The following is a 24,498-nucleotide window of genomic DNA, read 5'->3' as shown; positions in this document are numbered from 1 at the left end:
TTCTCCCCGGGGGTTCGCGCTACTTGGCGAGCAGCTTCTTGATCTTCTTGGAATCGGCGTCGGAAAGGACGACCTCGTTCTTGAGACGGCGCGTCAGCGTGGACGACTTCCACTCGTTGTAGTGCGCGCGGTTGGCACGGCGACGCTTGATCTTGCCGGTGCCGGTGAGCCGGAACCGCTTCTTCGCACCGCTGTGCGTCTTCATCTTCGGCATGTCGCCGTCTCTCCTCGTTTCGGTCGTGCCGGTGGCCGGGCCGGTGCGTGTCCGGCCCGGTCGCGGCGTCTTCGTCTGCCGGTGGCTGCTGGGGTGCTGTAAGGCTAACCCCAACTGCGGGTCACTCTTCCGGTGGGGAAGGCTCCTCGCCGCCACGCTGCGCCTTGGCTGCGGCCTTTTCGGCCTTTGCCTCGGCCTTCTTCTTGTGCGGACCGATCACCATGATCATGTTACGGCCGTCCTGCTTGGCGTGGGACTCCACGAAGCCGAGCTCCTGGACGTCGTCCGCCAGCCGCTGCAGCAGCCGGAAGCCGAGCTCCGGCCGGGACTGCTCGCGTCCGCGGAACATGATCGTGACTTTGACCTTGTCCCCCGCCTTGAGGAACCGCACCACGTGACCCTTCTTGGTCTCGTAGTCGTGCGGGTCGATCTTCGGCCGGAGCTTGATCTCCTTGATGATCGTGTGCGCCTGATTCTTGCGCGCCTCGCGCGCCTTCATCGCGGACTCGTACTTGAACTTGCCGTAGTCCATGAGCTTGCACACGGGCGGTCGAGCCGTGGCCGCGACCTCGACGAGGTCGAGGTCGGCCTCCTGGGCGAGCTTCAGCGCGTCATGAATGGAGACGATGCCTACCTGCTCGCCGTTCGGGCCCACGAGGCGAACCTCGGGAACTCGGATACGCTCGTTGATGCGGGGCTCAGTGCTGATGGGGCCTCCTAGGTTTGCGATCCCTACGTGCTCGTCGTATCGGGGCTTCTCACATGAACGCGAAAAGCCCCGCACGTCGCGCATGCGGGGCCACTGAGCTCTTTGGCTTTCGTGGCCTCGAGCTCCCCGGAGTAGTCCGGCGTGATCCTGGACCCGGCCACCTCGCGGCGACTCAGGTGGGAGGGAGACCTCCGCTTGCGCGTCCAGCAAGGCATGCCGGACCGATCAGAGAGCTACATTACCACAACACCGAAGCCTGCTCGAATCTTCCCCGTAGCGCGCAGGTTCGGCGGCGGAGCAACCCGCCTCGCCTGCAGCGGGCATCAACCCATGATGCGGAGATTCAGCGCCGGAGCAGCTCACCTCGCCTGCAGCGGGCATCAATCCCATGGCGCCGAGATTCAGCGGCGGAGAAGTTCCGCCTCGCCGGCGGCGCGCATGGCCTCGACGGGTACGTCCGTCACGCCGGTCATCAGCTGCACCTGGCGTACCGCCTGGTGCAGCAGCATCTCGAACCCGCCGACCACGATGCCGCCCGCGGCCCGCACGGCCGTCGCCGCGGCGGTCGGCCAGGGCGCGTAGACCACCTCGAACAGGGCCGGCACGCGCGCCAGCCGGCCGGCGAAGGCGTCGGCGGCGCCGCTCGGCAGCGTGGAGATCACCAGGTCGACGTCGATGCGGGCGTCGAGCTTGGCGAACGTCTCCACCGCCAGCGCCACGCCCAGCCGCTCGGCCACCGCGGCCGTCTCCCCCGCTCTGGCGGGGTCGCGGACCAGCAGCGTCGCGGAGTAAAGCCCGAGGCCGCGCAGCGCCGCCAGCGCGGAGGCCGCCGTAGCGCCGCCGCCCAGCACGGTCGCCGAGCGCGGCGCGGGCACCCCCGCCTCGGCCAGAGCCCGCTCGATGCCGTAGACGTCGGTGTTGTCGCCGTGGCGCCGCCCGTCGCGGAAGACCACCGTGTTGGCGCCGCCGACCTCGACGGCCAGGTCGGAGACCGTGTCGAGCAGGGGCAGCACGGCCCGCTTGAGCGGCATCGTGAGCGACAGCCCCGCCCAGGCGCGGCCGTCGTCGCCGCCCTGCCCGCGTACGGGGGTCAGCTCGGCCAGCAGGCCGGGCAGCCGGGCCTCGTCACACTCGAACGCCTCGTAGCTCCACCCGTCGAGCCCCATCGCCCGGTAGGCGGCCCGGTGCAGGTGGGGCGAGAGCGAATGGCCGATGGGCGACCCCATCACGGCAGCTCGCATCACGCATGTCCTTTCCAACCACGCAGCACCTTACCGCCGCCCGCCACACAACCCGGACGCGCCACGGCGCGCGGGGAAAACGTCCACCAGCCCCACCGGCTCGCGGCCCACCGGCTCGCGGCCCACCGGCTTGCGGCGCCCGCGCAGCGCGTTGCGGGCGCGGGCGCCTTGGACGGTCAGCCGCCGCAGCCGCCGTTCGCCTTGCACTTGGCCACGAGCGCGTTGTGCTGGGCTTCCGTGGTGGCGAACTCGGTGACCTGGCTCTTGGGGTCGGTGGCGACGAAGAACAGCCACGGCCCCTTGGCGGGGTTGAGCGCCGCCTCGATGGCGTGGTCGCCGGGGTTGGCGATGGGCCCCGGCGGCAGCCCCGGGTATTTGTACGTGTTGTACCGGGACTTGGTGTTCCGCGTCTCGGCGAAGGTTGCGTACGTGCCCTTCTTCTTCAGCGCGTACATGACCGTGCTGTCCATCGACAGGTTCATCGGCAGCTCGAGCCGGTTGTAGATGACACGGGCGATCTTCGGCATGTCCTCCTGCCGGCCCGCCTCCGCCTGCACGATGCTCGCGATGGTGATGAGCTCGTGCGGCGTGAAGCCGAGGTCCTTGGCGCCCGACTCGATGTCGTACTTCTCGGCCGTCTGGTTGTAGCGCTTGACCATGGCCGCCAGGATCTGCTTCGGCGTCGAGTTGGGCTGGAACTCGTACGTGGCCGGGAAGGCGTACCCCTCCAGCTTGCCCTTGGCATACTTCGGCAACTCCAGGCTCTCGACGTCCTTGGCCGCCGCGTTGAACTGCTCAAGCGGCTTGCCGGTCTTCTCCGCGAGCTGCGAGAGCGTCTGGGACAGCCGCAGGCCCTCGGCGATGGTGAAGGTGTCGCGCAGCCGCTTGTCGTGGTCGAGCATCTCGACGGCGCTGGCGGCGGACATCCTCTTGCGCAGCTTGTACTCGCCGGGCTGCAGTGAGCCGCTCTTCTTCGCGTTGGCGATGGCGTTGGTGAACGCTCTGGCGCTGGCCACGACCCCCTGCCGCTCCAGCTCCTGCGCGACGTCGGAGGCGCTCTGGCCGTCCTTGATCTCGATGACGACCTCGCCGGAGCCGGCGCCGGTGTAGTCATCGGGAGTGAGCGCGTCGTTGGCCCATCGGTAGCCGAAGTAGCCGCCGCCGCCGAGGATGCCGGCCAGGACGATGAAGGCGAGCATCGGCGCGAGGAAGCCACCCCGGTTGCGGCGCCGGCGACGGCGGCGTCCGCCGCCGCGTCTGCTGCCGCCACGGGAGCGGCGCCGAGGCGAACCTTCGTCGTCCTCGGGGCCGAGCAGAGTGTTCAGATCGAGATCGTTCATAGCTGCGCTGGCCAATCTCCCGGCACTGCCCGCCAGGCGTCAAGCGGAACTGCCCAACCGGCTGGAGTCACCGAGCGAAACGGGGGAATCCGCCGGACGCACCACTCCGACCGACGGGGATCACTCTGGGTAGCCATGCTAGGGGACGGAAAGAGGACGCATGCCCCGTTTTGGGGCTTTTGCGCGGGGACAGTGCGGGTCCCAACGAACATCAGCGTGTCCCGAGGTTCTTGTTCAACTCTTCCCGGTATCTCACGAACTCGCTCTCTTTGTTGGTGAATTTGGTGATTCTATGCGCGGGATCCGTGGTAACAAACCAGTGCCAATCGCCTTCAGCCGGGTTCAGGGCCGCCATCAGTGCCTTCTCGCCCGGATTGGCGATGGGGCCTGGGGGCAGCCCTTTGTGCCGGTAGGTGTTGTAGGGAGAGTTCACCTTGGTGTCGCTCTCCGTGACTGCCAGCGTCCGCCGGTTCTGCGCGTACAGCACCGTGCTGTCGATCTCCAACGGGGTGCCCTTCGCCAACCGGTTGTAGATCACCCTAGCGATCTTCGGGTAGTCCTCGTCAGTGCCGCCCTCGGCCTGGATCATGCTCGCCACCGTGACCACTTCGAGCGGCGTCAGGTTCACCTGCGCGGCCTGCTCCTCCAGGCCCACGTGACGGGCCGCGGCCTCGAACCGCTCGGCCATCGCCGCCAGCACGTCCACGGCGGTGTCGCCGGGCTCGATCTCGTACGTGGCGGGGAACAGGAAGCCCTCGAGCCCGGGAGCGTACTTGGGCAGGCCGACGAGGGCCTTGTCCACCTTGCGCAGTTCCTCGACCGGCAGCCCGGCCAGCTTGGCCAGCCGGCTGAACACCTCCTGCACCCGCAGTCCCTCGGGCACGGTCACCCGCCGCACCACCCGCGAGGCGGGCTTGAGCAGCAGGTCGAGCGCCGCCGCCGCGGCCATGCCCTTGCGCAGCCGGTAGTGTCCCGGCCGCAGCCGGTCGCTCACCGCGCGCTGCTCGGTCACGTTCACGAACGACTGCGCGCTCGCCACCACCCCTGCCTCGGCCAGCGCCGCCCCGATCGCGTACGCGCTCGACCCCGGCGTGATCCGCACCGTCACCGCGCCGTTGCCCGGCCCCTCGAAGTCATCAGGACTCAGGTACGGCTTGACGACCGTGATGGCCCCCACACCCATCGCCAGAACCCCGGCCAGCAACCCAGCGGACAGCACCCCCACCTTCCGCAAAGCCCTCCGCCGCCCCGCAGCCACACCGTCCCCAGCGGCCTCCTCGGAAGGGGAATGGGAAGGAGGCCGGGAAGGGGGCTGCTCATCGGAGGCGCTCCCCCGCTCGGCCCCCGCCTCCGCTCCCGCAGCCGCCCGCCGCTCAGACCCCGGCTCCGCCCCAGCGGCAACCCGCTCCTCGGGGCCCGGCTGCGCAGCGGCTGCAGCCTGCCGATCGGGCTCGGCCAGCCCGTCTCGACCGGCCTCGGGCGCGGGCCGCTCCTCGTGGCCGGGCCGGGCCCCGGGCGCGGTTCGGGCCTCGGGCTCGGGCTCTGGCTCTGTGCTGCCGGGCAGGTCATCGCCGTCCTGGAAGGGGATCATGTCGCCGAGGTCGTCCTCGTCGCCCGGTGTCCTGTTCATGCGACCACCTCATCGGACACCCGATCGGAACGCTCCAAAGAGCTGCGGACAGCGGCCTCGGGACGGCACGTCCCGGCAGAGTCACTCGCCACGCGGCGCCGCGCGTTCCCGGAGGACCGGTGTGCGTCTCGGAAAAAGTGGCGGGCGTGCTCGGAAGAGGGCAGCGTGAAAGTGGTGGCCCGAGCAGCGGGCCACCCGTCACGGGATGTGGGCGTGGGCGCGTTCATGAGGCAGGTCCGTCGGCCGCGCGGGGCGGTTCGACGGGCCTGCCTGGTGGTCTCTCCGTGGCGCGCTCGGAGTCGAGCGCGTCCTGCAGCAGCACGACGGCCGCCGCCTGGTCGACGACGCCGCGCTGCTTCTTGGCCCGCACGCCGCTGGCCCGCAGGCCCTGCTGCGCGGTGACCGTGGTCAGCCGCTCGTCGAACAGGCGGACGGGCGTGGGAGCCAGCCGCACGGCGAGCCTGGCGGCGAACTCGCGCGCCAGCCCCGCGGCCTGCCCCTCACGCCCGGACAGCGAGGTGGGCAACCCCACCACGACCTCGATCGCCTCGTGCTCGGCGGCGATCGCGGCGATGCGGTCGAGGTCGCCCTTGCCCCGCCGCACGGTTTCGACCGGCGTGGCCAGCAACCCGGACGGGTCGCTGCGCGCCACGCCGATACGTACAGAACCGACGTCGACGCCGATCCGTGAACCGAACCTCATGTCAGCCGAGCTGCCCCACGATCGCGTCGTCAACCAGGCGCAGCGCGTCGCCGATCGCCTCCGGTCGTGTGCCGCCGCCCTGCGCGACATCGTCCTTGCCGCCACCGCCACCCCCAAGAGCCTTGGCGGCGACGCCGACCAGCCGTCCGGCCTTGAGCCCCCGCTCGCGTCCCGCCTCGTTGACCGCGGCAACCACCACGGGCCGGTCGGAGGGGACGCCGACGATCACCATGACCGCCGGCCGGTCGGCCGGGAACCTGCCGCGTACATCAAGCGCGAGCTTACGCAGGTCATCGGCGCCGGTGCCATCAGGCGCGCGGTGTGTCACGACGGAGACGCCGCCCAGGTCACGGGCCTGCGACACCAGCTCGCCCGCCACCTGGAGCACCTGGGCGGAGCGCAGCCGCTCCAGCTCCTTCTCGGCGGTGCGCAGCCGGGTGACGATGCCCTCGATGCGCTCGGGCAGCTCTTCGCGGCGCGCCTTGAGCTGCTCGCTGAGCTGGTTGACCAGCACGCTCTCGCGGGCGAGGAAGCGGAAGGCGTCGATGCCGACGAGCGCCTCGACGCGGCGCACGCCCGCGCCGACCGACTGCTCGCCCAGCACCTTGACCAGGCCGAGCTGGCCGGAGCTGTGGACGTGGGTGCCGCCGCACAGCTCGCGGGAGTAGTCGCCGATCTCGACCACGCGGACCTCGTCGCCGTACTTCTCGCCGAACATGGCCAGCGCGCCCATCGCCCGCGCCTCCGCCTGGGAGGTGTAGAAGGCGTTGACCTTGAGGTCGTTGATGAGCACGGCGTTGACTTCGTCCTCGACGTCGCGCAGCACGCTCGGCGGCACCGCGCCCGCCGCGGTGAAGTCGAAGCGGAAGCGGCCGGGGGAGTTCTCCGAGCCGGCCTGCGCCGCCGTCTCGCCGAGCGCGTTCTTGAAGCCGCGGTGGACGAGGTGGGTGGCGCTGTGGCTGCGCGAGATCGCGCGGCGCCGCTCGATGTCGATCTCCGCCTGCGCCTCGTCGCCTACCCGCAGCTCACCGCTGCGGATCTTGCCGCGGTGCACGATGAGGCCCTTGAGCGGCGACTGCACGTCGACGACCTCGACCTCGGCCCCACCCGTACGGATGACGCCCTGGTCGGCGAGCTGGCCACCGCCCTCGGCGTAGAACGGGGTGCGCTGCAGCACGACCTCGACCGTGCTGCCCGCGCCCGCCGCGGGGACGGGCAGGCCGTCGACGAGGACGCCGACGATGCGGGTGTCGGCCTCGGTCTCGTCATAGCCGAGGAAGTCGACCTTGCCGGCGGACTCCAGCATCTGCCCGAACACGGAGATGTCGGCGTTTCCGGTCTTCTTCGCCGCCGCGTCGGCCTTGGCCGCCGCCCGCTGCTCCTTCATGAGCCGGCGGAAGCCCTCTTCGTCGACCTTGAGGCCGTGCTCGGCCGCCATCTCCAGCGTCAGGTCGATGGGGAAGCCGTAGGTGTCGTGGAGCTTGAACGCCTGGTCGCCGGGGATCGTGGTGCCCGACTTGCGCTTGGTCTCCTCGACGGCGACGTCGAAGATCGCGGTGCCGGTGCGCAGCGTGCCGAGGAACGACGCCTCCTCGGCGTCGATGACCGCGTGGATCTGCGGCGCGTCGGCCTTGAGCTGGTCGTACTGCTCGCCCATCACGTTGATCGCGACGTCGGTCAGCTCGTGCATGTAGCGCTCGTCGCCGGAGCCGAGCAGGCGCAGGTTGCGGATCGAGCGGCGCAGGATGCGGCGCAGGACGTAGCCGCGGCCCTCGTTGCCGGGCAGCACGCCGTCGGCGACCAGCATGGTGCCGGTGCGCACGTGGTCGGCGATGACCCGCAGGCTGACGTCGGCGCGCTGGTCGCGCCCGTAGCGGGTCTTGGTGAGCTCGGCCGCCTTGTCGAGGATCTTGTAGGTGGTGTCGATCTCGTAGATGTTGTCGACGCCCTGCAGGATCGCCGCCATGCGCTCGAGGCCCATGCCGGTGTCGATGTTCTTGCTCGGCAGCTCGCCGGAGATGTCGAAGTCGGTCTTGGCCCGGACCGCGCTCAGCTGGTATTGCATGAACACGAGGTTCCAGACCTCGAGGTAGCGGTCCTCGTCGGCGACGGGGCCGCCCTCCTTGCCGTATTCGGGGCCGCGGTCGTAGTAGATCTCGGAGCAGGGGCCGCCCGGGCCGGGCACGCCCATGTGCCAGTAGTTGTCCTCGAGGTCGCGGCGCTGGATGCGGTGCTCGGGCAGGCCGACCTTGTTGCGCCAGATGTCGTACGCCTCGTCGTCCTCGAGGTAGACCGTCGCCCACAGCTTGTCCTCGGGGAAGCCGAAGCCGCCGTCGGACTCGGACCTGGTGAGCAGCTCCCACGCGTAGGGGATCACCTCGGCCTTGAAGTAGTCGCCGAAGGAGAAGTTGCCCAGCATCTGGAAGAACGTCGCGTGCCTGGTGGTCTTGCCGACCTCGTCGATGTCGGGCGTGCGGACGCACTTCTGGGCGGTGGCGAGCCGTGACCCCGGAGGCCTGCGCTGCCCCAGGAAGTACGGCTTGAACGGCACCATACCCGCGTTGACCAGGAGAAGCGTCGGGTCCTCAGCGATCAGGCTGGCCGAGGGCACTATGGTGTGCCCACGCTCCTCGAAGAAGCGCAGGAAGCGGCGCGCGATCTCTGCCGACTCCATGGTGGCCATCCTTTGCTGTAGTCAGTCGTGTTGTCGTGTTCGTCGAGCCGCCCGCCGTCGGCGGGCGAGCGTCATCCGGCGTTTTCAGCCTTGTCGAGGCCGAACCGGGCGCGCAACTCGGTTTCGCGCTCCGCGGCCTCGCCGAGCGCGTCGTGAGTAAAGTCTCTCACCTGCCGGAGCATGCCCGCGGCGCCGTCGGCCGTCCGCCGGGCGACGTGGTCGGGGTGGAGGGCCTGCAGGCGGCGCATCACCCAGAAGGCGAGGAACGCGCCCAGCGAGACGTAGAACATGCGTCTGATCATCGTGCGCGCTCCTGAACGCGGCGCCCGTTCGTGCGCACGGGGCGGCGCGGCCGGCGGGCCTCGATGGCCCTGCGCAGGCCGTAGCTCAGTGAGGACACCTTGATCAGCGGGCCGGTGAAGATCGTCTGCGTGACCGCGCTCAGCTTGGCCGCGTGGCCGCTGACCTGCTTGACGTCCTTGGCGATGGCCTCGACGGCGACGAGCTGCCTGTTGGTCTCGTTGACCGTCACGCTCACGTCGTCGAGCAGCGGCGCCAGGCGCTTGTTCAGGTCGGAGACCGCCTTGGTGGTCTCGTTGAGCAGCCGGGCGAGCTTGACGAGCACCATGGCCATGACGCACACCAGGACCACCCAGCCCGTGGCGGCGATCAGCCCGGCGACCTCTCCAGCGGTAAGCATCCGCGCATCTCCCTACGTACGCTGGGCCGGAACGTCAAGACCCTATCGCGTTCGGGTGACAACGTTAGTGCGGACAGCTCCCCCGATCAGGCAGCCACGTCGGCTCCCCGGGTCCGCGCCGCCGCTCGCATGAGGGCGCGCGCGGCCCGGATCTCGGGCGCCACCAGCCGTTCCGGCATCGCCATGGCCGCCGCGCGCAGCGCCTTGAGCGCCGCGCCCGCCGCGTATCCGGCCGCCGCGTCGCCCGGGCAGCCGTACATGCTCCTGGCCCAGCCGGGCAGCGTGGCGAACGCGAGCGCGCCGACGGCGGGCAGGGTGCCCGGCCGGAGCGAGGGCGGTGGGGTGACGACGAGGCGCAGCAGCTCGCGTGCCTCGTCGGTGGCGTACAGGTGGGCGCGCATCCCGGTGAGGTGGTCGTCCAGCTCGCCTGCGGTGCCCGGCACGTCGGTGAGGCCGGCGAGGGACGCGGCGCGGCGCTGCTCGGCCACGTACGCGTCCCGCTCCCCCGCCGTCAGCGCCACCCCCGACAGCCGGGCGACCTCCAGGTGGGACGCCACTTCGGCGCAGTGCACCCAGCGCAGGTTCTCCGGCTCGTCCAGCCGGAACAGCGTGCCCGTCGCGGTGTCGAGCCCGATGAGGCGGGCGTGCACCTCGCGGGCCCGCTCGTACGCCTCCTCGGCCTGCTCACGCGTCCCGAACGTGCGCAGGGCGACGAAGCCGAGCCGCCGCCGCAGCCGCTCCCTGACCGCCTCGGCGTCGTCGAGCAGGTGATTCTGGACGATGCCGCGGATCGTGCGCGGGTGGAGGGCCTGGAGCTGGAAGGCGCGTACGGCCGCCGGCCAGGCGGGCGTCTCGGTGTGGACGCGCCAGGTGATCGATCGGGGCCCGAACAGGCCGCCGCCGGGGGTCACGGTCGGCTTCACAACGATCGTCATTCCCCGTGATCGCGGGACTTAGTACCACTTTGGACGATTCGCCGGCGAAGGTGTCATGACCCCCTGAGGAAGTCGCGGATCTTCGCCCACCGCTCGGCCACCGGCGCCTCGGCCCCATGGCGGGTCGGCTGGTAGTAGCGCCGCTCGCGCACCTGATCGGGCGCGTAGTCCTGGCGCACGAGCCCGTGGTCGTAGTCGTGGGGGTATCGGTAGCCGTCGCCATGGCCCAGCTTGGCGGCCCCGGCGTAGTGGGCGTCGCGCAGGTGGCCGGGCACCTGGCCGATCAGCCCCTTGCGGACGTCGCCGATCGCCGCCCCGATGGCCTTGACGACGGCGTTGGACTTGGGCGCGGTGGCGCAGTGGATGACCGCGTGGGCCAGATTGATCTGCCCTTCGGGCAGCCCGATGAGCTGCACCGCCTGCGCGGCGGCCACGGCGGTCTGCAAACAGGTCGGGTCGGCCAGGCCGACGTCCTCGGAGGCGAAGATGACGATGCGGCGGGCGATGAAGCGCGGGTCCTCGCCGGCCTCGATCATGCGGGCGAGGTAGTGGAGCGCCGCGTCGGCGTCGGAGCCGCGCATCGACTTGATGAACGCGCTGATGACGTCGTAGTGCTGGTCGCCCTGCCGGTCATAGCGTACGGCGGCCTTGTCGACGGCCTTCTCCACCACCTCCACGGTGATGTCGTCGGCCAGCAGCGCCGCCGCCTCCAGGTAGGTGAGCGAGCGCCGCGCGTCGCCGCCCGCCAGGCGCACGAGGTGGTCGAGCGCCTCGGGCGCGAGCGTGTTGCGCCCGCCGAGCCCGCGCGGGTCGGACACGGCCCGCTCCAGCACCGCCCGCACGTCGTCGTCGGTCAGCGACTCGAGCGTGAGCAGCAGCGAGCGGGACAGCAGCGGCGAGATGACCGAGAAGAACGGGTTCTCCGTGGTGGCGCCGATGAAGGTGACCCAGCGGTTCTCCACGGCCGGCAGCAGGGCGTCCTGCTGGGCCTTGTTGAAGCGGTGCACCTCGTCGACGAACAGCACGGTCTGGCGGCCGGTCATGCCGAGCTCGCGGCGCGCCGAGTCGATGGCGGCGCGGACGTCCTTCACCCCGGCGGAGACGGCCGAGACCTCGACGAAGCGGCGCTTGGTGACATTGGAGACCACGTAGGCGAGCGTGGTCTTGCCGGTGCCTGGCGGCCCCCACAGGAACAGCGACATGGGAGCCTCGCTCTCGACCAGGCGCCGCAGCGGGGTGCCCGACCCGAGCAGATGCCGCTGGCCGATCACCTCGTCGAGTGTGCGCGGACGCATGCGCACGGCGAGCGGCTGCGGGGTGGCCGCCTCGGCCGCCGAATCGAACAGGCTATCCACAACGCGAGATTACACGCTGCGGCGGGCCCGCTAGGACCACACGGCCCTGGCTCCCGAGTCCCCGGCCAGGAAGACGTAGGAAGCGGCCACGGCGGCCAGCACGACCGTCAGCGCCGCGAGGACGACCGTGACGGGCCGGCCGAAGCGGTCGCCCGGCAGGGAGTCGCGGGCGGGGCGGGAGGCGTACACGAGGAGCAGCGCGGACGCGCCGAGCCCGAGCACGGACAGCAGCAGCGGCAGGGCGAAGCCCTCGTGCGCGGAGATGCGCGCCGCCATCTCGCCCTCGACCTCGCCGAACCTGGCCTCCTTGAGGCTCTCGCCGCTCTGCCTGGCGACGAACACGGCCGCGGGCGCCGCCAGGGAGAGCAGCACGACGGCCCACGCGGTGGAGGGGCGCCAGCGGGGCACGAGCGCGTACGCGAGCGCCACGACGACGAGCAGCGGCGTGAGCACGACGGCGAAGTGGACGATCAGGGGGTGGGCCGGAAGGCCGAGGATCTCGTCGAACATGGGGACTCCTTGGTTCTCCTTCACTTACGGTCCGCGCCGCCTGCTGGTTCGCGGCCTCAGCGGTCGCTTCGCTCGGCTTTCGCCACTTACGTCCGTCACATATCGAAGGCCGGTAGCATTCGCGGAGTTGTTTGGTCATACCTTGGCAAAGACGAGAGGACATAGCGGTGAGCGGCGACGACCGCCAGAGCGAAGAGGACCGCCAGAAAGAGCTGGCGCGGGAGCACAAGGAACGGCAGGCGAAGCGCGCCGCCGCGCAGACCGCCAAGGCGAGGCGGAACACCTTCATCGGCGCGGCCGTGGCTGTCGTCGTGGTCGCGGGCGGCGTCTTCGCGGCGACCACCTTGGTCGACAACGAGCCCGACGAGGCTTCGGCGCAGGCGAGCCCCTCGGCCAGCGCCAGCACCCCGGCGACGCCCCAGACGCCCACGCCGACCAGGACCGGCCCCGTGACGTGCAACTACAAGCGGGACAAGTCGGTGCCCAACAAGTTCGTGGGCCTGCCGCCCAAGAAGCCGAACTTGAAGCTCAAGAAGATGACGATCGAGCTGAACCGCGGCAACGTCGTCGTCGACCTGATGACGAACGAGGCGCCGTGCGCGGTCAACTCGCTGAACTTCCTGTCGCGCAAGAAGTTCTACAACGACATGAAGTGCCACCGCCTGGTGACGCCCGAGGTGTCCGGCGTGCACATGCTGCAGTGCGGTGACCCGCTGGCCAAGGCCGACGGCAAGAACCCGACCGACGGCCAGGGCACCGCGGGCTACGTCTACGGCGACGAGAACTTCGAGATCCCGGTCGGCAAGGGCGTGGTGTTCATGACCCAGCCGGGTGAGTCGGCCGGGCAGAACAACAGTCAGTTCGCGATCTCGCTGTCCAACGAGAACATGCAGATCGGCGCGGGCTACTCGGTCGTCGGCATGGTCAGCGAGGGCATGGAGATGCTGGAGGGCCTGGCCACCAGCCCCAAGGACCTCATCGTCAACGAGGCCGACATCACCGGCGACGGCGGCACCACCGCGCCGCGCAAGCCGGTCGTCATCAAGCGCATCACCTTCTCCTGACACGCGGCCCTCGCCGGTATGTGAAAACGGCCCGGGCGCCCCTTCGCGGGGCGCTCGGGCCGTCCTCGTTCGCGGGACTACGCCTGCTTGGGCGCGGCGTCCACGCCCGCCTCCTTGCGCTGCTCCGTCGTGATCGGCGTGGGCGCGCCGGTCAGCGGGTCGAAGCCGGAGGCCGTCTTCGGGAACGCGATCACGTCGCGGATCGAGTCGCCGCCCGACAGCAGCATGCAGATGCGGTCCCAGCCGTAGGCGATGCCGCCGTGCGGGGGCGGGCCGTACTTGAACGCCTCGAGCAGGAAGCCGAACTTGCTCTCCGCCTCCTCCTTGGAGATGCCGAGCACGTCGAAGACGCGCTGCTGCATCTCGGCCCGGTGGATACGGATCGAGCCGCCGCCGATCTCCATGCCGTTGCAGACCATGTCGTAGGCGTAGGCCAGCGCCTCGCCCGGGTGGTCCTGGAAGTTGTCGGCCCACTCCGGCTTCGGCCCGGTGAACGGGTGGTGCACGGCCGTCCAGCCGCCCTCGCCGTCCTCCTCGAACATGGGCGCGTCGACGACCCACAGGAACGACCACTGCGACTCGTCGATCAGGTCGCAGCGCCGGCCGATCTCCAGCCGGGCCGCGCCGAGCAGGTCGCGGGCGGCGCTCTTGGCGCCGGCGGCGAAGAAGACGGCGTCGCCCGGCTGCGCGCCGACCTTGCCGGCCAGCCCGGACAGCTCCTGCTCCGACAGGTTCTTCGCGACCGGGCCGCCGAGCGTGCCGTCCTCCTGGACGAGCACGTAGGCCAGGCCCTTGGCGCCGCGCGAGCGGGCCCACTCCTGCCAGCCGTCGAGCTCCTTGCGGGTCTGCGAGGCCCCGCCTGGCATGACGACGGCGCCGACGTAGTCGGCCTGGAAGACGCGGAACGAGGTGCCCGAGAAGTAGTCGGTCATCTCGACGAGCTCCTGGCCGAAGCGCAGGTCGGGCTTGTCGGAGCCGAAGCGGGCCATCGCGTCGGCGTACGTCATGCGCGGCAGCGGGGTCGGCAGCTCGTAGCCGGCGATCTCCTTCCACAGCCGGCCGATCAGCTTCTCGCCGACCTCGATGACGTCCTCCTGGTCGACGAACGACATCTCGACGTCGATCTGGGTGAACTCCGGCTGCCGGTCGGCCCGCAGGTCCTCGTCGCGGTAGCACTTGGCCAGCTGGTAGTAGCGCTCCAGGCCGGCCACCTGCAGCAGCTGCTTGAACAGCTGCGGCGACTGCGGCAGGGCGTACCAGTTGCCCGGCTGCAGGCGCACCGGCACCAGGAAGTCGCGCGCGCCCTCTGGCGTGGAGCGGGTCAGGGTGGGCGTCTCGACGTAGACGAAGCCGAGCTCGTGCATCACCTCGTTGGCGAGGTAGGTCGCCTTGGAGCGGGTGCGCATCGCGTTGGCCACCTGCTGCCGGCGGATGTCGAGGTAGCGGTATTTGAGCCGCGCCTCCTCCGACACCCCCACGTTGCCCTCGATCGGGAACGGCAGCGGCGCCGACTCGCTCAGCACCTCGACCGTGTCGGCCACCACCTCGATGGCGCCGGTGGGCAGCTCGGGGTTCTCGTTGCCCTCTGGCCGCACCCTGACCTTGCCGACGACCTGCACGCAGTATTCGGCGCGCAGGTCGTGGGCGTGGTCCTCCTCGCGGAAGACCACCTGCGCCGAGCCGGAGGCGTCGCGCAGGTCGATGAAGACGACACCGCCGTGGTCACGGCGGCGCGCCACCCATCCTGCGAGCGTCACCTGCTGCCCGGCGTGCTCCTCGCGGAGCGACCCGGCGGTATGCGTGCGGATCACTGCACTTTCCCTTCATGCGGATGAGTGAGGGGAGGCAGCGGCCCTGGCTCGCCGGTCACTGCACCTTCCCCTTCAAGACGTCGACGACCTTGGCCAGCGGCACCTCGGTCTGCTCGGCGGTGGCCAGGTCCTTCACTTGCACGGCCTCGGCGGCCAGGTCACGCTCGCCCAGGATCAGCGCGAACGCGGCGCCCGAGCGGCCGGCGCCCTTCATCGCGCCCTTGAGCCCCTTGCCGCCGAAGGCCATGTCGGCGCTGAGCCCCGCCGCGCGCAGCTCGTCGATGAGCAGGAACATGCGGCGCCGGGCGTCGTCACCCAGCGGGACACCGTACACCTGCACGCGCTCGTGTGCCGCGTCGTCGCCGAGCAGGCCCTCGGCCTCCATGGCCAGGAACGTGCGGTCGACGCCGAGCGCCCAGCCGACGCTGGGCAGCGGCGGCCCGTCGAGCATCTCGCTGAGCCCGTCGTAGCGGCCGCCGCCGCCGACGGCCGACTGCGAGCCGAGCCCGTCGTGGACGAACTCGAACGTGGTGCGGGTGTAGTAGTCGAGGCCGCGCACCAGGCGCGGGTCGTCCTCGAAGGCGACGCCGGAGGCGTTCAGCAGGGCGCGCACCTCCTCGTGGTAGGCCCGGCACTCGGCGCACAGGTGGTCGACCACCAGCGGCGCATCGGCGAGCTGGGCCTGCACCTCGGGCCGCTTGTCGTCGAGCACCCGCAGCGGGTTGATCTCGATGCGGGCCCTGGTGTCGGCGTCGAGGTCGAGCCCGCGCAGGAACTCCTGCAGCGCGGCGCGGTAGGCGGGCCGGCAGTTCTTGTCGCCGAGCGAGTTGAGCAGCAGCCGCACGTCGCGCAGCCCGAGGGAGGCGAAGCCGCGCGCGCCGAGCACGATCAGCTCGGCGTCGAGCGCGGGGTCCTCGGCGCCCAGCGCCTCCGCGCCGACCTGCCAGAAGTGGCGGTAGCGGCCCTTCTGGGCGCGCTCGTAGCGGAACTGGCTGCCGGAGTACCACAACTTCACCGGCAGCTGCCCGATGTGCAGGTTGTGCTGGAGCACCGCACGGACCACCGAGGCGGTGCCCTCGGGGCGCAGCGTCAGCGAGCGGCCCGCCTTGTCGGGAAAGGTGTACATCTCCTTGGAGACGATGTCGGTCGACTCGCCTACGCCCCTGGCGAACAGCTGGGTGTCTTCGAAGACCGGCGTCTCGATGTAGCCGTAGCCGGCGAGGCGCAGCGGCGCGGCCAGCGCCTCGCGTACGGCGAGGACCCGCTCGGAGCGGGGTGGCAGCCAGTCGAAGGTGCCTTTCGGTGCTTGGAAGCTCATTAGATCCCTCGTGTGGGACCGGCGTGCGGCGCTGCTTCCTTGAGATATGGGTTGGTCGCGCGCTCGCGGCCGATCGTGGTCTGTGGTCCGTGGCCCGGCAGGACGACCGTATCGTCCGGCAGCGGCAGACACTTGGTAGCCAGGCTGCTCAGGATGGTCGCGTAGTCGCCGCCGGGAAGATCGGTGCGGCCGATGGAGCTGGCGAACAGCAGGTCGCCCGAGAACATGATCTCGTCGTCGGGCAGCCGGAAGCTCACCGACCCCCTGGTATGGCCTGGCGTGTGATCGACCACGAGCTCCAGCCCCGCGAGCGGCAGCACGGCGCCGTCGGACAGCTCGCGCACGTCGTCGGGCTCGCTCAGCGTGAGGCCGCCGAACAGCGACGCGCTGGTGTCGGACCAGCCCGCGGCCGGGTCGCTCAGCAGGTGGCGGTCGTCGGGGTGGATCCAGGCGGGCACGTCGCGCGCGCCGCAGACGGGGGCCACCGACCAGACGTGATCGAGGTGGCCGTGGGTGAGCAGGACGGCGACGGGCTTGAGCCGGTGCTCGCGCAGCAGCTCGTCGACGCCCTCGACGGCGTCCTGACCAGGATCGACGATGACGCACTCCTCGCCGGCCGCGGGCGCGACTACGTAACAATTGGTCTGGAAGGCCCCTGCGGGGAAGCCGGCGATGAGCATCTGCCTCAGGTGATCTCGTCGAAAAGCCAATGGGAATGTAACCGAAGGGTACCGGTGCGGGTCGCCGGGCTGCGAATCATTACCCGTTGGCCGATACGATTCGCCCACCTCAGTTGATTGACTATGGGAGGCAAAGCGGTGGCCACGGGGAAGGACCGGCAGAAGCAGCTGGCACGCGAGCACTACGAGCGGCAGATGCAGCGCCGCATCGAGCGTGAGCAGAAGGCCAAGCGCACGGCGATCATCGGCTCCACCGCGGGCGTGGTGGTCGTGGTCGGCGGCATCGTGGCCGCGGTCGCGCTGCTCGGGGGCAACGACCCGGGCACGGAGGCGGCCGCCTCGCCCTCCGCGACGGCCGCGCAGACCGCTCCGGCGTCGCAGAACACGGGGCCGAAGCCCTACGACGCGGCGACGGGCACGTGCGACTACGTCAAGGACACCTCAGGCGGTCAGGTCAAGGACGTCGGCATGCCGCCGGCCAAGGTCAAGACCGAGCCCGCCACGAAGAAGATGACGATCGACACCAACCTCGGTGAGATCGTCGTCGAGCTGAACAACGCCAAGGCTCCCTGCACCACCAACTCGCTGGAGTTCCTGGCGAAGAAGAAGTACTACGACGGCAGCAAGTGCCACCGGCTCGGCAGCGAGAAGTTCCCCATGCTGCAGTGCGGCGACCCGACCGCCAAGGCCGACGGCAAGAGCCAGGACGGCTCGGGCGGCCCCGGTTACGTCATGGCCGAGGAGAACCTCCAGGGCGCCCAGTACAAGCGCGGCGTGATGGCGATGGCCAAAACCTCCGCGCCGGGCAGCACGGGCAGCCAGTTCTTCCTCGTTTACGGCGACATCGGCCTCACCCCGGATTACACGCCGGTGGGTACGATCACCAAGGGGCTCGACATCCTGGACAAGGTGAACAAAGCAGGCGTGATCGCCGACGCGGGAGATGGGACAGGAGCACCTAAGCAAACCGTCGAAATCAAAGACGTGACAATCGCCGGCAAGAGCTGACGTAATACAAACTAGGGACGAAGTAGTCCCGAAGGGTCTGATGGATAGTGCGGGAGGACACGGTGAGCACCGACCCGTGGGGCCGGGTAGACGACGACGGCACCGTCTACGTGCGTACGGCTGAGGGAGAGCGGGCCGTCGGCTCCTGGCAGGCCGGTGAACCCGAAGAGGCACTGGCCTACTTCCATCGCAAGTACGACGAGCTGGCCGGTCAGGTCCAGCTCCTCGAACAGCGCGTCAGGGGCACCGACCTCGCTCCGGCCCAGGCCGAGGCCGGCATCGCCAAGCTGCGCGAAGCCGTGGCCGAGGCCCACGCCGTCGGCGACCTGGCCGCGCTGACGGCCAGGCTCGACGGGCTGACCGAGCTGGTGGCCCAGCGCCGCGAGGAGGTCAAGGCCGCGCGCGAGCAGGCGCGGGCCGAGGCCAGGACGGTCAAGGAGCGGATCGTCGGGGAGGCCGAGCGCATCGCCGAGGAGACCACCCACTGGAAGTCGGGCGGCGAACGGCTGCGCCAGCTCGTGGAGGAGTGGAAGGCGGCCGACCGCATCGACCGCGCCACCGAGGCCACGCTGTGGAAGCGGCTGTCCGCCGCCCGCACGGCGTTCGCCAAGCGGCGCAAGGCGTACTTCGCGGGGCTCGACGAGCAGCGCGAGGGCGTGCGCGCGGAGAAGGAGCGCATCGTCGCCGAGGCCGAGTCGCTGGCCGGCTCCACCGACTGGGGCCCCACGGCGGCCGTCTACCGCGAGCTCATGCAGCAGTGGAAGAACGCGGGGCGGGCCTCGCGCGAGGCCGAGGACGAGCTGTGGGGCCGCTTCAAGGCCGCCCAGGACCAGTTCTTCCAGGCGCGCTCGGCGGTGTTCGCCGAGCGTGACGCCTCGCTGGCGGCCAACGCGGTGGTCAAGGAGGAGTTGCTGGCCGAGGCCGAGAAGATCCTGCCGGTCACCGACGTGCGCACGGCCAGGGCCGCGCTGCGCAGCATCCTCGAGCGCTGGGAGGCCGCGGGCCCCGTGCCGCGCGACCAGCGCGACCGCCTGGAGGGCGGGCTGCGCCGGGTGGACGAGGCCGTGCGCAAGGCCGAGGACGCCGAGTGGAAGCGCTCCAACCCCGAGGCCAGGGCGCGCGCCCAGAGCACCGTCGACCAGCTGCGCACCTCCATCGAGCAGCTGGAGAAGCGTCTGGACAAGGCGCAGGCCGCGGGCCGGGCGAAGGACGTCAAGGAGGCCGAGGAGGCGCTCACCGCCCGCCGTTCCTGGCTGGCGGAGGCGGAGCGCACGCTGGCCGAGTTCAGCTGATCCGGCGCGGGGTCCCTTCTCACGAGGGCCCCCTCGCCGGTCGCCATGCGGGCCGCCGTCGCCGAATCGGGCGGCGTGCGGCGGGGCCCGCGATCTAGGCTGTGCGGCATGGATCCCGTCACCGCCGCGCGCGCCTTCGTCGAAGAGACGTTCCCGGGAGCCCTGTACGCCTTCGTCGGCGGCAGCGTGCTCACCGAGCGCCGCACCAGCACCTCCGATCTCGACATCATCGTGGTGCTCGACGGTCTCGACCGCCCCTACCGCGAGAGCCTGCGCTGGCGTGACTGGCCGATCGAGCTGTTCGCGCACAGCGAGACCAGCCTGGCGGCCTACATCGAGCGCGACTTCGCGGCCCGCAGGCCGACGCTGGCCCGCATCTGCTCCGAGGGCGCGGTGCTGACCGACAGGACCGGCGGCCGGGCCAGCGACCTGCAGGCGGCCCTGGGCGAGCGGGTCTCGGCCGGTCCCGGGGGTCAGCCCGCCGGGCAGTCGGAGCGGGCCCGCTACGTGCTGTCCGACCTGCTCGACGACCTCGCCGGCGCCACCGACCCGGGCGAGGCGGCGTTCATCGGCTGGGAGGTCGTGCAGGCCACCGCGAGAGCGGCGCTCGGCGCGGGCGGCAGGTGGCAGGGCACCGGCAAGTGGCTGCTGCGCGAGCTGCGCGCCCACGACCCCGAGCTGGCCGACGAGCTGCTGAAGGTGCACGACGACCCCGTACGCCTCACCGCCGTCGCCACGCGCGTGCTCGAACGGGCCGGAGGACGCCTCTGGGAGGGCTACCGGGATCAGGGTGACCCCTTCCACCAGACCCTGCGTCACGTGGCCGCAGGAGAGCTCTCCGGCGAGACGGCGCAGAGCTCCGGCATGCGCCGCCTGGCCGCCGTCAGCGGCGCCACCACCGGCTCGTCACGGCTGTGGATGGGCCAGACGCACGTCGCGCCCGCCACCCGCTCCTCCGACCACCACCACGGCGCCTCGGAGACAGCCATCTACGTCGTCAGCGGCACGCCGTCTTTCGTGTTCCTGGAGGACGACAGGGAGACCCGCATCGACGCGCGGCCCGGCGACTACGTGTTCGTGCCCCCGTACGTGCCGCACAGGGAGGAGAACCCCGACCCCTCGCAGGAGGCGGTCGTGGTGATCGCGCGCAGCACGCAGGAGGCCATCGTGGTCAACCTGCCGACCCTGCGCCGCTGAACCGTCAGCGCTGAACCGTCAGCGCTGAACCGTCAGCGCTGAACCGTCAGTTGCCCGCGCCGCTGACCCGGTAGACGTCGAAGACGCCCTGGATGCTGCGCACGGCCCTGAGCACGTGGCCGAGGTGCTTGGGGTCGCCCATCTCGAAGGTGAACTTGCTGATCGCCACCCGGTCGCGCGAGGTCGTGACCGACGCGCTCAGGATGTTGACGTGCTGGTCGGACAGCGTGCGGGTGACGTCGGACAGCAGCCGCGGCCGGTCGAGCGCCTCGACCTGGATCGCCACCAGGAACACGCTGTCGTCGCTCGGCGACCAGCTCACCTCGACCAGCCGGTCGGGCTGCTCGCGCAGCTGCTGCACGTTCGTGCAGTCGGCCCGGTGCACCGACACGCCGTGGCCGCGGGTGACGAAACCGACGATCTCGTCACCCGGCACGGGGGTGCAGCACTTCGACAGGCGCACCCAGACGTCGGCGTCGCCCGCCACCACCACGCCCGCGCCGCCACCGCCGCGCGGGCGGCCGCGCAGCCGGGTGGGCAACGAGGTCTCGGCGATGTCCTCCTCGGCACTGTCGACACCGCCGATCGAGGCCACCAGCTTCTGCACCACCGACTGGGCCGCGATGTGGCCCTCGCCGACCGCCGCGTAGAGCGCGGAGACGTCGGGATAGCGCAGGTCGCGGGCCAGCGCCAGCAGCGCCTCGCCGGACATCAGGCGCTGCAGCGGCAGGCCCTGCTTGCGCATCGCCCGGCCGATGGCCTCCTTGCCCGCCTCGATCGCCGTCTCACGGCGCTCCTTCGAGAACCACTGCCGGATCTTGTTGCGGGCCCTGCCCGACTTGACGAACTTCAGCCAGTCGCGCGACGGCCCCGCGTCGGGCGACTTGGAGGTGAAGATCTCCACCGTGTCGCCGTTGCCGAGCCGCGACTCCAGCGGCACCAGCCGGCCGTTGACCCGGGCGCCGATGCAGCGGTGACCCACCTCGGTGTGCACCGCGTAGGCGAAGTCGACCGGCGTGGCGCCCTCGGGCAGCGCGATGACCTGGCCCTTGGGGGTGAAGACGTAGACCTCGGAGACCGACAGGTCGAAGCGCAGCGACTCGAGGAACTCGCCCGGGTCGGAGGTCTCCTTCTGCCAGTCGAGGAGCTGGCGCAGCCAGGCCATGTCGCTGCCCGGCTTGACCTTGCCCGTGGGGCCCGGGCTGCCGACCTCCTCTTTGTACTTCCAGTGCGCGGCGACGCCGTACTCGGCCCTGTGGTGCATCGCGTGGGTGCGGATCTGCAGCTCCACCGGCTTGCCCTCAGGACCGATCACCGTGGTGTGCAGCGACTGGTACATGTTGAACTTGGGCATCGCTATGTAGTCTTTGAACCGCCCTGGCACCGGGTTCCACCTCGCGTGGATGGTGCCGAGCGCGGCATAGCAGTCGCGTACGGAGTCGACCAGCACGCGGATGCCCACCAGGTCGTAGATGTCGTCGAACGCGACGTCACGGGCGATCATCTTCTGATAGACCGAGTAGTAGTGCTTCGGCCGGCCCTTGACCACCGCGCGGATCTTCGCCTCGCGCAGGTCGCCCGAGACCTTCTCGATGACCTCCTGCAGGAACAGGTCGCGGCGCGGCGCCCGCTCCGACACCATGCGCGCGATCTCGTCGTAGCGCTTGGGGTAGAGCATGGCGAACGCGAGGTCCTCAAGCTCCCACTTGATCGTGTTCATGCCCAGGCGGTGGGCCAGCGGGGCGAAGATCTCCAGCGTCTCGCGCGACTTCTGGTGGCGCTTGTGCTCGGGGAGGTAGCGCATCGTGCGCATGTTGTGCAGCCGGTCGGCCAGCTTGATGATCAGCACCCGGATGTCGCGCGACATCGCCACGACCATCTTGCGCACGGTCTCGGCCTGCGCCGCGTCGCCGAACTTCACCTTGTCGAGCTTGGTGACGCCGTCGACCAGCGACGCGATCGTGTCGCCGAAGTCGCCCCGCAGCTCGTCGAGGGAGTAGGCGGTGTCCTCGACCGTGTCGTGCAGCAGCGCCGCGCACAGCGTCTCGTCGTCGGTGCCGAGCTCGGCCAGGATCGTCGCGACGGCCAGCGGGTGGGTGATGTAGGGGTCGCCCGACTTCCGCTTCTGGTCGCGGTGGTGGTAGGCGGCCACGTCGTAGGCGCGCTCGATCACCCGCAGGTCGGCCTTGGGGTGGGTGGCGCGGACCGTACGGAACAGCGGCTCCAGCACCGGATTCATCGCCCCACCCCCGAAACGCCTGCGGCGCACCGACGGCACACCGGGCGTCTCCGCATTGCCGGAGTCGGTTACGTCGGGCGCGACCACATCACGGGGCACACAGACTCCTCACGCAGTGGCTCCTCACGTTCGAGTCCAGATCCCCCCAGTGTATCCAGGCAGGAAACCTGGGCCGCCGCGGGCGGGCTCAGACGGTCACAAGGGAGTGCAACCGCTCTCCCCCGAGGCGCTCACGTCCCTTCAGGAAGGCCAGCTCCATCAGCACGGCGATGCCGACGACCTCGGCGCCCGCCCTCCTCACCAGCTCCACGGCCGCCTTCGCGGTGCCGCCCGTGGCCAGCACGTCGTCGACCACGAGCACCCGGTCGCCGGGCGCGAACGCGTCGCGGTGCACCTCGATCGTCGCGGAGCCGTACTCCAGATCGTAGGACTCCTCCAGCGTGGCGGCGGGCAGTTTCCCCTTCTTGCGCACCGGTACGAACCCCGCGCCCGCCCGGTAGGCCACCGGCGCCGCCAGAATGAAGCCGCGCGCCTCGATGCCCACGATCTTGTCCACCTGGTGCAGCCCGGCCAGCTCGTCCACCACGGCGGCCATCGCCACCGGGTCGGCCAGCAGCGGGGTGATGTCCTTGAACATGACCCCCGGCTTGGGGTAGTCGGGCACGTCCCTGATCCGGTCGAGGATCGTCGTGCTCAGCTCGCTCATGGTCATCCCTTCTCCGCCGGCGTGTGCCGGGCTCCATGATGGTGCATGCCGGGCCCTGACCCGTACCCGGAGCTCTCAGCGCCTCTCTGAGGCCCACGCGACCTCGGGGCGCACACAGGCAGGCGCCCCCGCCCCTTCCCGGGACGAGGGCGCCTGTTGAGCCCGCCGTACGAGCGGGTCAGCCCTTGGCTACGGCCGCGCTTTTGGGGCCTTTCTTGCCGCCGCCTCCGGTGGAGGCCAGCCTCTTGGCGATGGCCTGGTACTTCGGCTCGCGCTCCTTCAGCGTCACCAGCAGCGGCGTGGCGACGCACAGCGAGGAGTACGTACCGACGATCATGCCGACGAACAAAGCCAGCGACAGGTCCTTCAGCGTGCCCGCGCCGAGCAGCGTGGTGCCGATGAACAGGATCGCCGCCACCGGCAGGATCGCGACGAGCGAGGTGTTCAGCGACCTGATCAGCGTGTGGTTGAGGGCGTTGTTGGCCGCCATCGAGTACGTCTGCTTCGAGGTGTGGCCCAGCTTGGCCGTGACCTCCTTGATCATGTCGAACACCACGACCGCGTCGTAGAGCGAATAACCGAGGATGGTCAGGAAGCCCAGCAGCGTGGCCGGCGTGACCTCGAAGCCCGACCAGGCGTAGATGCCGGCCGTGATGACGAGGTCGTGGATGAGCGCGACGATCGCCGCCAGCGCCATCTTCGGCTCGAACGCCATCGACAGGTACAGGATGATCGCCAGCATGAACACGCCCAGGCCGATCCACGCCTTCTGCGACACCTCACCGCCCCAGGACGGGCCGATGGCCTGGATGCTCACCTGGTCGGCCGGGACGCTGAAGTCCTTCGCGATGGCGCTCTGCACCTGCGACCTGGTGTCCTCCGGCAGGCTCTCGGTGGTCGCCCGCCAGCCGTCGGTGCCGGCCTGCTGGACGATCACCTGGTGCACGCCCTCCTCCTGGACGGACGTACGCACCTGCTCGACGGTGGCGTGCTGGGCCTTGAACGAGAAGATCGTGCCGCCCTTGAACTCGACACCGAGGTTGAGCCCGTGGATGATCAGCCCGGCCAGCGACACCAGCAGCAGCAGGCCGGACAGGCTGTACCACAGCCGCCATTTGCCGACGAAGTCGACGTCGATCTCGCCGCGATAGAGGCGACGCCCCAGTCCCATC

General features: G+C 70.4%; 23 protein-coding genes. 4 read left to right on the top strand and 19 right to left on the bottom strand.

Translation table 11 applies throughout. The features are described 5' to 3' along the window. Positions 1 to 19: 19 nt before the first annotated feature. The 13 genes from rpmI to ABZW11_RS09325 form a co-directional block, all read right to left on the bottom strand. Positions 20 to 214, bottom strand: a complete 195-nt coding sequence (gene rpmI, locus ABZW11_RS09385; protein ID WP_043622108.1) for a 50S ribosomal protein L35 — start codon at positions 212 to 214, stop codon at positions 20 to 22. Positions 215 to 335: 121 nt separating this feature from the next. Next, entirely contained in the window at positions 336 to 923 is a 588-nt protein-coding gene (infC, locus tag ABZW11_RS09380) for a translation initiation factor IF-3 (RefSeq protein ID WP_219912217.1), read from the bottom strand. 401 nt (positions 924 to 1,324) lie between these two features. Further along, the gene (locus ABZW11_RS09375; RefSeq protein WP_355414419.1) at positions 1,325 to 2,164 is read right to left on the bottom strand and encodes a shikimate dehydrogenase; all 840 of its coding nucleotides are present in this window, start codon (positions 2,162 to 2,164) and stop codon (positions 1,325 to 1,327) included. A 30-nt stretch (positions 2,165 to 2,194) separates the two neighbouring features. Continuing rightward, complete coding sequence (locus ABZW11_RS09370; RefSeq protein ID WP_355414417.1) at positions 2,195 to 2,371, bottom strand: hypothetical protein; 177 nt, start codon at positions 2,369 to 2,371, stop codon at positions 2,195 to 2,197. Beyond that, entirely contained in the window at positions 2,341 to 3,363 is a 1,023-nt protein-coding gene (gene mltG / locus ABZW11_RS09365; RefSeq protein WP_355414415.1) for an endolytic transglycosylase MltG, read from the bottom strand. Before mltG (ABZW11_RS09365) ends, ABZW11_RS09370 begins: the two co-directional genes overlap by 31 nt. A gap of 352 nt (positions 3,364 to 3,715) precedes the next feature. Beyond that, complete coding sequence (gene mltG, locus ABZW11_RS09360; RefSeq protein ID WP_355414413.1) at positions 3,716 to 5,134, bottom strand: endolytic transglycosylase MltG; 1,419 nt, start codon at positions 5,132 to 5,134, stop codon at positions 3,716 to 3,718. Positions 5,135 to 5,357: 223 nt separating this feature from the next. Then, entirely contained in the window at positions 5,358 to 5,837 is a 480-nt protein-coding gene (ruvX, locus tag ABZW11_RS09355; protein WP_355414411.1) for a Holliday junction resolvase RuvX, read from the bottom strand. Between the two features lies 1 nt (position 5,838). Next, the gene (gene alaS / locus ABZW11_RS09350) at positions 5,839 to 8,511 is read right to left on the bottom strand and encodes an alanine--tRNA ligase (protein WP_355414409.1); all 2,673 of its coding nucleotides are present in this window, start codon (positions 8,509 to 8,511) and stop codon (positions 5,839 to 5,841) included. Between the two features lie 71 nt (positions 8,512 to 8,582). Next, entirely contained in the window at positions 8,583 to 8,801 is a 219-nt protein-coding gene (locus ABZW11_RS09345) for a hypothetical protein (protein ID WP_355414407.1), read from the bottom strand. A gap of 8 nt (positions 8,802 to 8,809) precedes the next feature. Then, complete coding sequence (locus tag ABZW11_RS09340) at positions 8,810 to 9,211, bottom strand: DUF948 domain-containing protein (RefSeq protein ID WP_355414405.1); 402 nt, start codon at positions 9,209 to 9,211, stop codon at positions 8,810 to 8,812. An 86-nt stretch (positions 9,212 to 9,297) separates the two neighbouring features. After that, positions 9,298 to 10,146 carry an oxygenase MpaB family protein gene (locus tag ABZW11_RS09335; RefSeq protein WP_355414403.1) on the bottom strand — a complete coding sequence of 283 codons (849 nt, stop codon included), beginning with the start codon at positions 10,144 to 10,146 and terminating at the stop codon, positions 9,298 to 9,300. Positions 10,147 to 10,199: 53 nt separating this feature from the next. Beyond that, complete coding sequence (locus ABZW11_RS09330) at positions 10,200 to 11,501, bottom strand: replication-associated recombination protein A (protein WP_355414401.1); 1,302 nt, start codon at positions 11,499 to 11,501, stop codon at positions 10,200 to 10,202. Between the two features lie 30 nt (positions 11,502 to 11,531). Further along, positions 11,532 to 12,011, bottom strand: a complete 480-nt coding sequence (locus tag ABZW11_RS09325; protein WP_355414399.1) for a DUF2231 domain-containing protein — start codon at positions 12,009 to 12,011, stop codon at positions 11,532 to 11,534. A gap of 167 nt (positions 12,012 to 12,178) precedes the next feature. Between ABZW11_RS09325 and ABZW11_RS09320 the strand changes: the two genes are divergently transcribed. Further along, entirely contained in the window at positions 12,179 to 13,075 is an 897-nt protein-coding gene (locus ABZW11_RS09320) for a peptidylprolyl isomerase (protein WP_355414397.1), read from the top strand. A 77-nt stretch (positions 13,076 to 13,152) separates the two neighbouring features. Here the strand turns inward: ABZW11_RS09320 and aspS are convergent, their stop codons facing one another. From aspS to ABZW11_RS09305, 3 genes are read right to left on the bottom strand one after another with little or no spacing between them, the layout of a single operon-like run. Continuing rightward, positions 13,153 to 14,886: an aspartate--tRNA ligase gene (aspS, locus tag ABZW11_RS09315; RefSeq protein WP_355414395.1), complete on the bottom strand. Its 1,734-nt coding sequence runs from the start codon at positions 14,884 to 14,886 to the stop codon at positions 13,153 to 13,155. Between the two features lie 55 nt (positions 14,887 to 14,941). Continuing rightward, positions 14,942 to 16,204, bottom strand: a complete 1,263-nt coding sequence (hisS, locus tag ABZW11_RS09310; protein WP_355414393.1) for a histidine--tRNA ligase — start codon at positions 16,202 to 16,204, stop codon at positions 14,942 to 14,944. After that, a complete protein-coding gene (locus tag ABZW11_RS09305; protein ID WP_355414391.1) occupies positions 16,204 to 16,884 on the bottom strand; it encodes an MBL fold metallo-hydrolase in 681 nt (226 codons plus the stop codon). The genes hisS and ABZW11_RS09305 overlap by 1 nt, the downstream gene beginning before the upstream one ends. 138 nt (positions 16,885 to 17,022) lie before the next feature. Here ABZW11_RS09305 and ABZW11_RS09300 point away from each other — a divergent pair, with 138 nt between their 5' ends. The 3 genes from ABZW11_RS09300 to ABZW11_RS09290 all read left to right on the top strand — a co-directional run bounded on the left by ABZW11_RS09300 (position 17,023) and on the right by ABZW11_RS09290 (position 20,381). Further along, positions 17,023 to 17,892: a peptidylprolyl isomerase gene (locus ABZW11_RS09300; RefSeq protein WP_355414389.1), complete on the top strand. Its 870-nt coding sequence runs from the start codon at positions 17,023 to 17,025 to the stop codon at positions 17,890 to 17,892. A gap of 62 nt (positions 17,893 to 17,954) precedes the next feature. Further along, positions 17,955 to 19,184 carry a DUF349 domain-containing protein gene (locus tag ABZW11_RS09295; RefSeq protein ID WP_355414387.1) on the top strand — a complete coding sequence of 410 codons (1,230 nt, stop codon included), beginning with the start codon at positions 17,955 to 17,957 and terminating at the stop codon, positions 19,182 to 19,184. 108 nt (positions 19,185 to 19,292) lie between these two features. After that, positions 19,293 to 20,381 (top strand): cupin domain-containing protein, encoded by a 1,089-nt coding sequence (locus tag ABZW11_RS09290; RefSeq protein ID WP_355414385.1) that lies wholly within the window; start codon positions 19,293 to 19,295, stop codon positions 20,379 to 20,381. A gap of 46 nt (positions 20,382 to 20,427) precedes the next feature. Here the strand turns inward: ABZW11_RS09290 and ABZW11_RS09285 are convergent, their stop codons facing one another. From ABZW11_RS09285 to secF, 3 genes are all read right to left on the bottom strand, one after another. Then, positions 20,428 to 22,620, bottom strand: coding sequence for a bifunctional (p)ppGpp synthetase/guanosine-3',5'-bis(diphosphate) 3'-pyrophosphohydrolase (locus tag ABZW11_RS09285; protein ID WP_355414383.1), 2,193 nt, complete (start codon positions 22,618 to 22,620; stop codon positions 20,428 to 20,430). A 187-nt stretch (positions 22,621 to 22,807) separates the two neighbouring features. Continuing rightward, a complete protein-coding gene (locus ABZW11_RS09280) occupies positions 22,808 to 23,326 on the bottom strand; it encodes an adenine phosphoribosyltransferase (RefSeq protein WP_355414381.1) in 519 nt (172 codons plus the stop codon). Between the two features lie 178 nt (positions 23,327 to 23,504). Next, positions 23,505 to 24,497, bottom strand: coding sequence for a protein translocase subunit SecF (gene secF / locus ABZW11_RS09275; RefSeq protein ID WP_355414379.1), 993 nt, complete (start codon positions 24,495 to 24,497; stop codon positions 23,505 to 23,507). Between the last annotated feature and the right edge of the window lies 1 nt (position 24,498).

The organism is Nonomuraea sp. NPDC004580 (assembly GCF_040609855.1).
Lineage (GTDB): Bacteria > Actinomycetota > Actinomycetes > Streptosporangiales > Streptosporangiaceae > Nonomuraea > Nonomuraea salmonea.
Note: the sequence above shows the minus strand (reverse complement) of the source record. Positions and strands in the feature narration are given on the sequence as shown.

Bases quoted from the DNA above. Each gene is read 5' to 3' on its own strand.
- rpmI (WP_043622108.1), bottom strand. From the start codon at position 214: ATGCCGAAGATGAAGACGCACAGCGGTGCGAAGAAGCGGTTCCGGCTC.
- ABZW11_RS09375 (WP_355414419.1), bottom strand. From the start codon at position 2,164: ATGCGAGCTGCCGTGATGGGGTCGCCCATCGGCCATTCGCTCTCGCCC.
- mltG (WP_355414415.1), bottom strand. From the start codon at position 3,363: ATGCTCGCCTTCATCGTCCTGGCCGGCATCCTCGGCGGCGGCGGCTAC.
- mltG (WP_355414413.1), bottom strand. From the start codon at position 5,134: ATGAACAGGACACCGGGCGACGAGGACGACCTCGGCGACATGATCCCC.
- ruvX (WP_355414411.1), bottom strand. From the start codon at position 5,837: ATGAGGTTCGGTTCACGGATCGGCGTCGACGTCGGTTCTGTACGTATC.
- alaS (WP_355414409.1), bottom strand. From the start codon at position 8,511: ATGGAGTCGGCAGAGATCGCGCGCCGCTTCCTGCGCTTCTTCGAGGAG.
- ABZW11_RS09345 (WP_355414407.1), bottom strand. From the start codon at position 8,801: ATGTTCTACGTCTCGCTGGGCGCGTTCCTCGCCTTCTGGGTGATGCGC.
- ABZW11_RS09340 (WP_355414405.1), bottom strand. From the start codon at position 9,211: ATGCTTACCGCTGGAGAGGTCGCCGGGCTGATCGCCGCCACGGGCTGG.
- ABZW11_RS09335 (WP_355414403.1), bottom strand. From the start codon at position 10,146: ATGACGATCGTTGTGAAGCCGACCGTGACCCCCGGCGGCGGCCTGTTC.
- ABZW11_RS09325 (WP_355414399.1), bottom strand. From the start codon at position 12,011: ATGTTCGACGAGATCCTCGGCCTTCCGGCCCACCCCCTGATCGTCCAC.
- hisS (WP_355414393.1), bottom strand. From the start codon at position 16,204: ATGAGCTTCCAAGCACCGAAAGGCACCTTCGACTGGCTGCCACCCCGC.
- ABZW11_RS09305 (WP_355414391.1), bottom strand. From the start codon at position 16,884: ATGCTCATCGCCGGCTTCCCCGCAGGGGCCTTCCAGACCAATTGTTAC.
- ABZW11_RS09290 (WP_355414385.1), top strand. From the start codon at position 19,293: ATGGATCCCGTCACCGCCGCGCGCGCCTTCGTCGAAGAGACGTTCCCG.
- ABZW11_RS09285 (WP_355414383.1), bottom strand. From the start codon at position 22,620: ATGAATCCGGTGCTGGAGCCGCTGTTCCGTACGGTCCGCGCCACCCAC.
- ABZW11_RS09280 (WP_355414381.1), bottom strand. From the start codon at position 23,326: ATGAGCGAGCTGAGCACGACGATCCTCGACCGGATCAGGGACGTGCCC.
- secF (WP_355414379.1), bottom strand. From the start codon at position 24,497: ATGGGACTGGGGCGTCGCCTCTATCGCGGCGAGATCGACGTCGACTTC.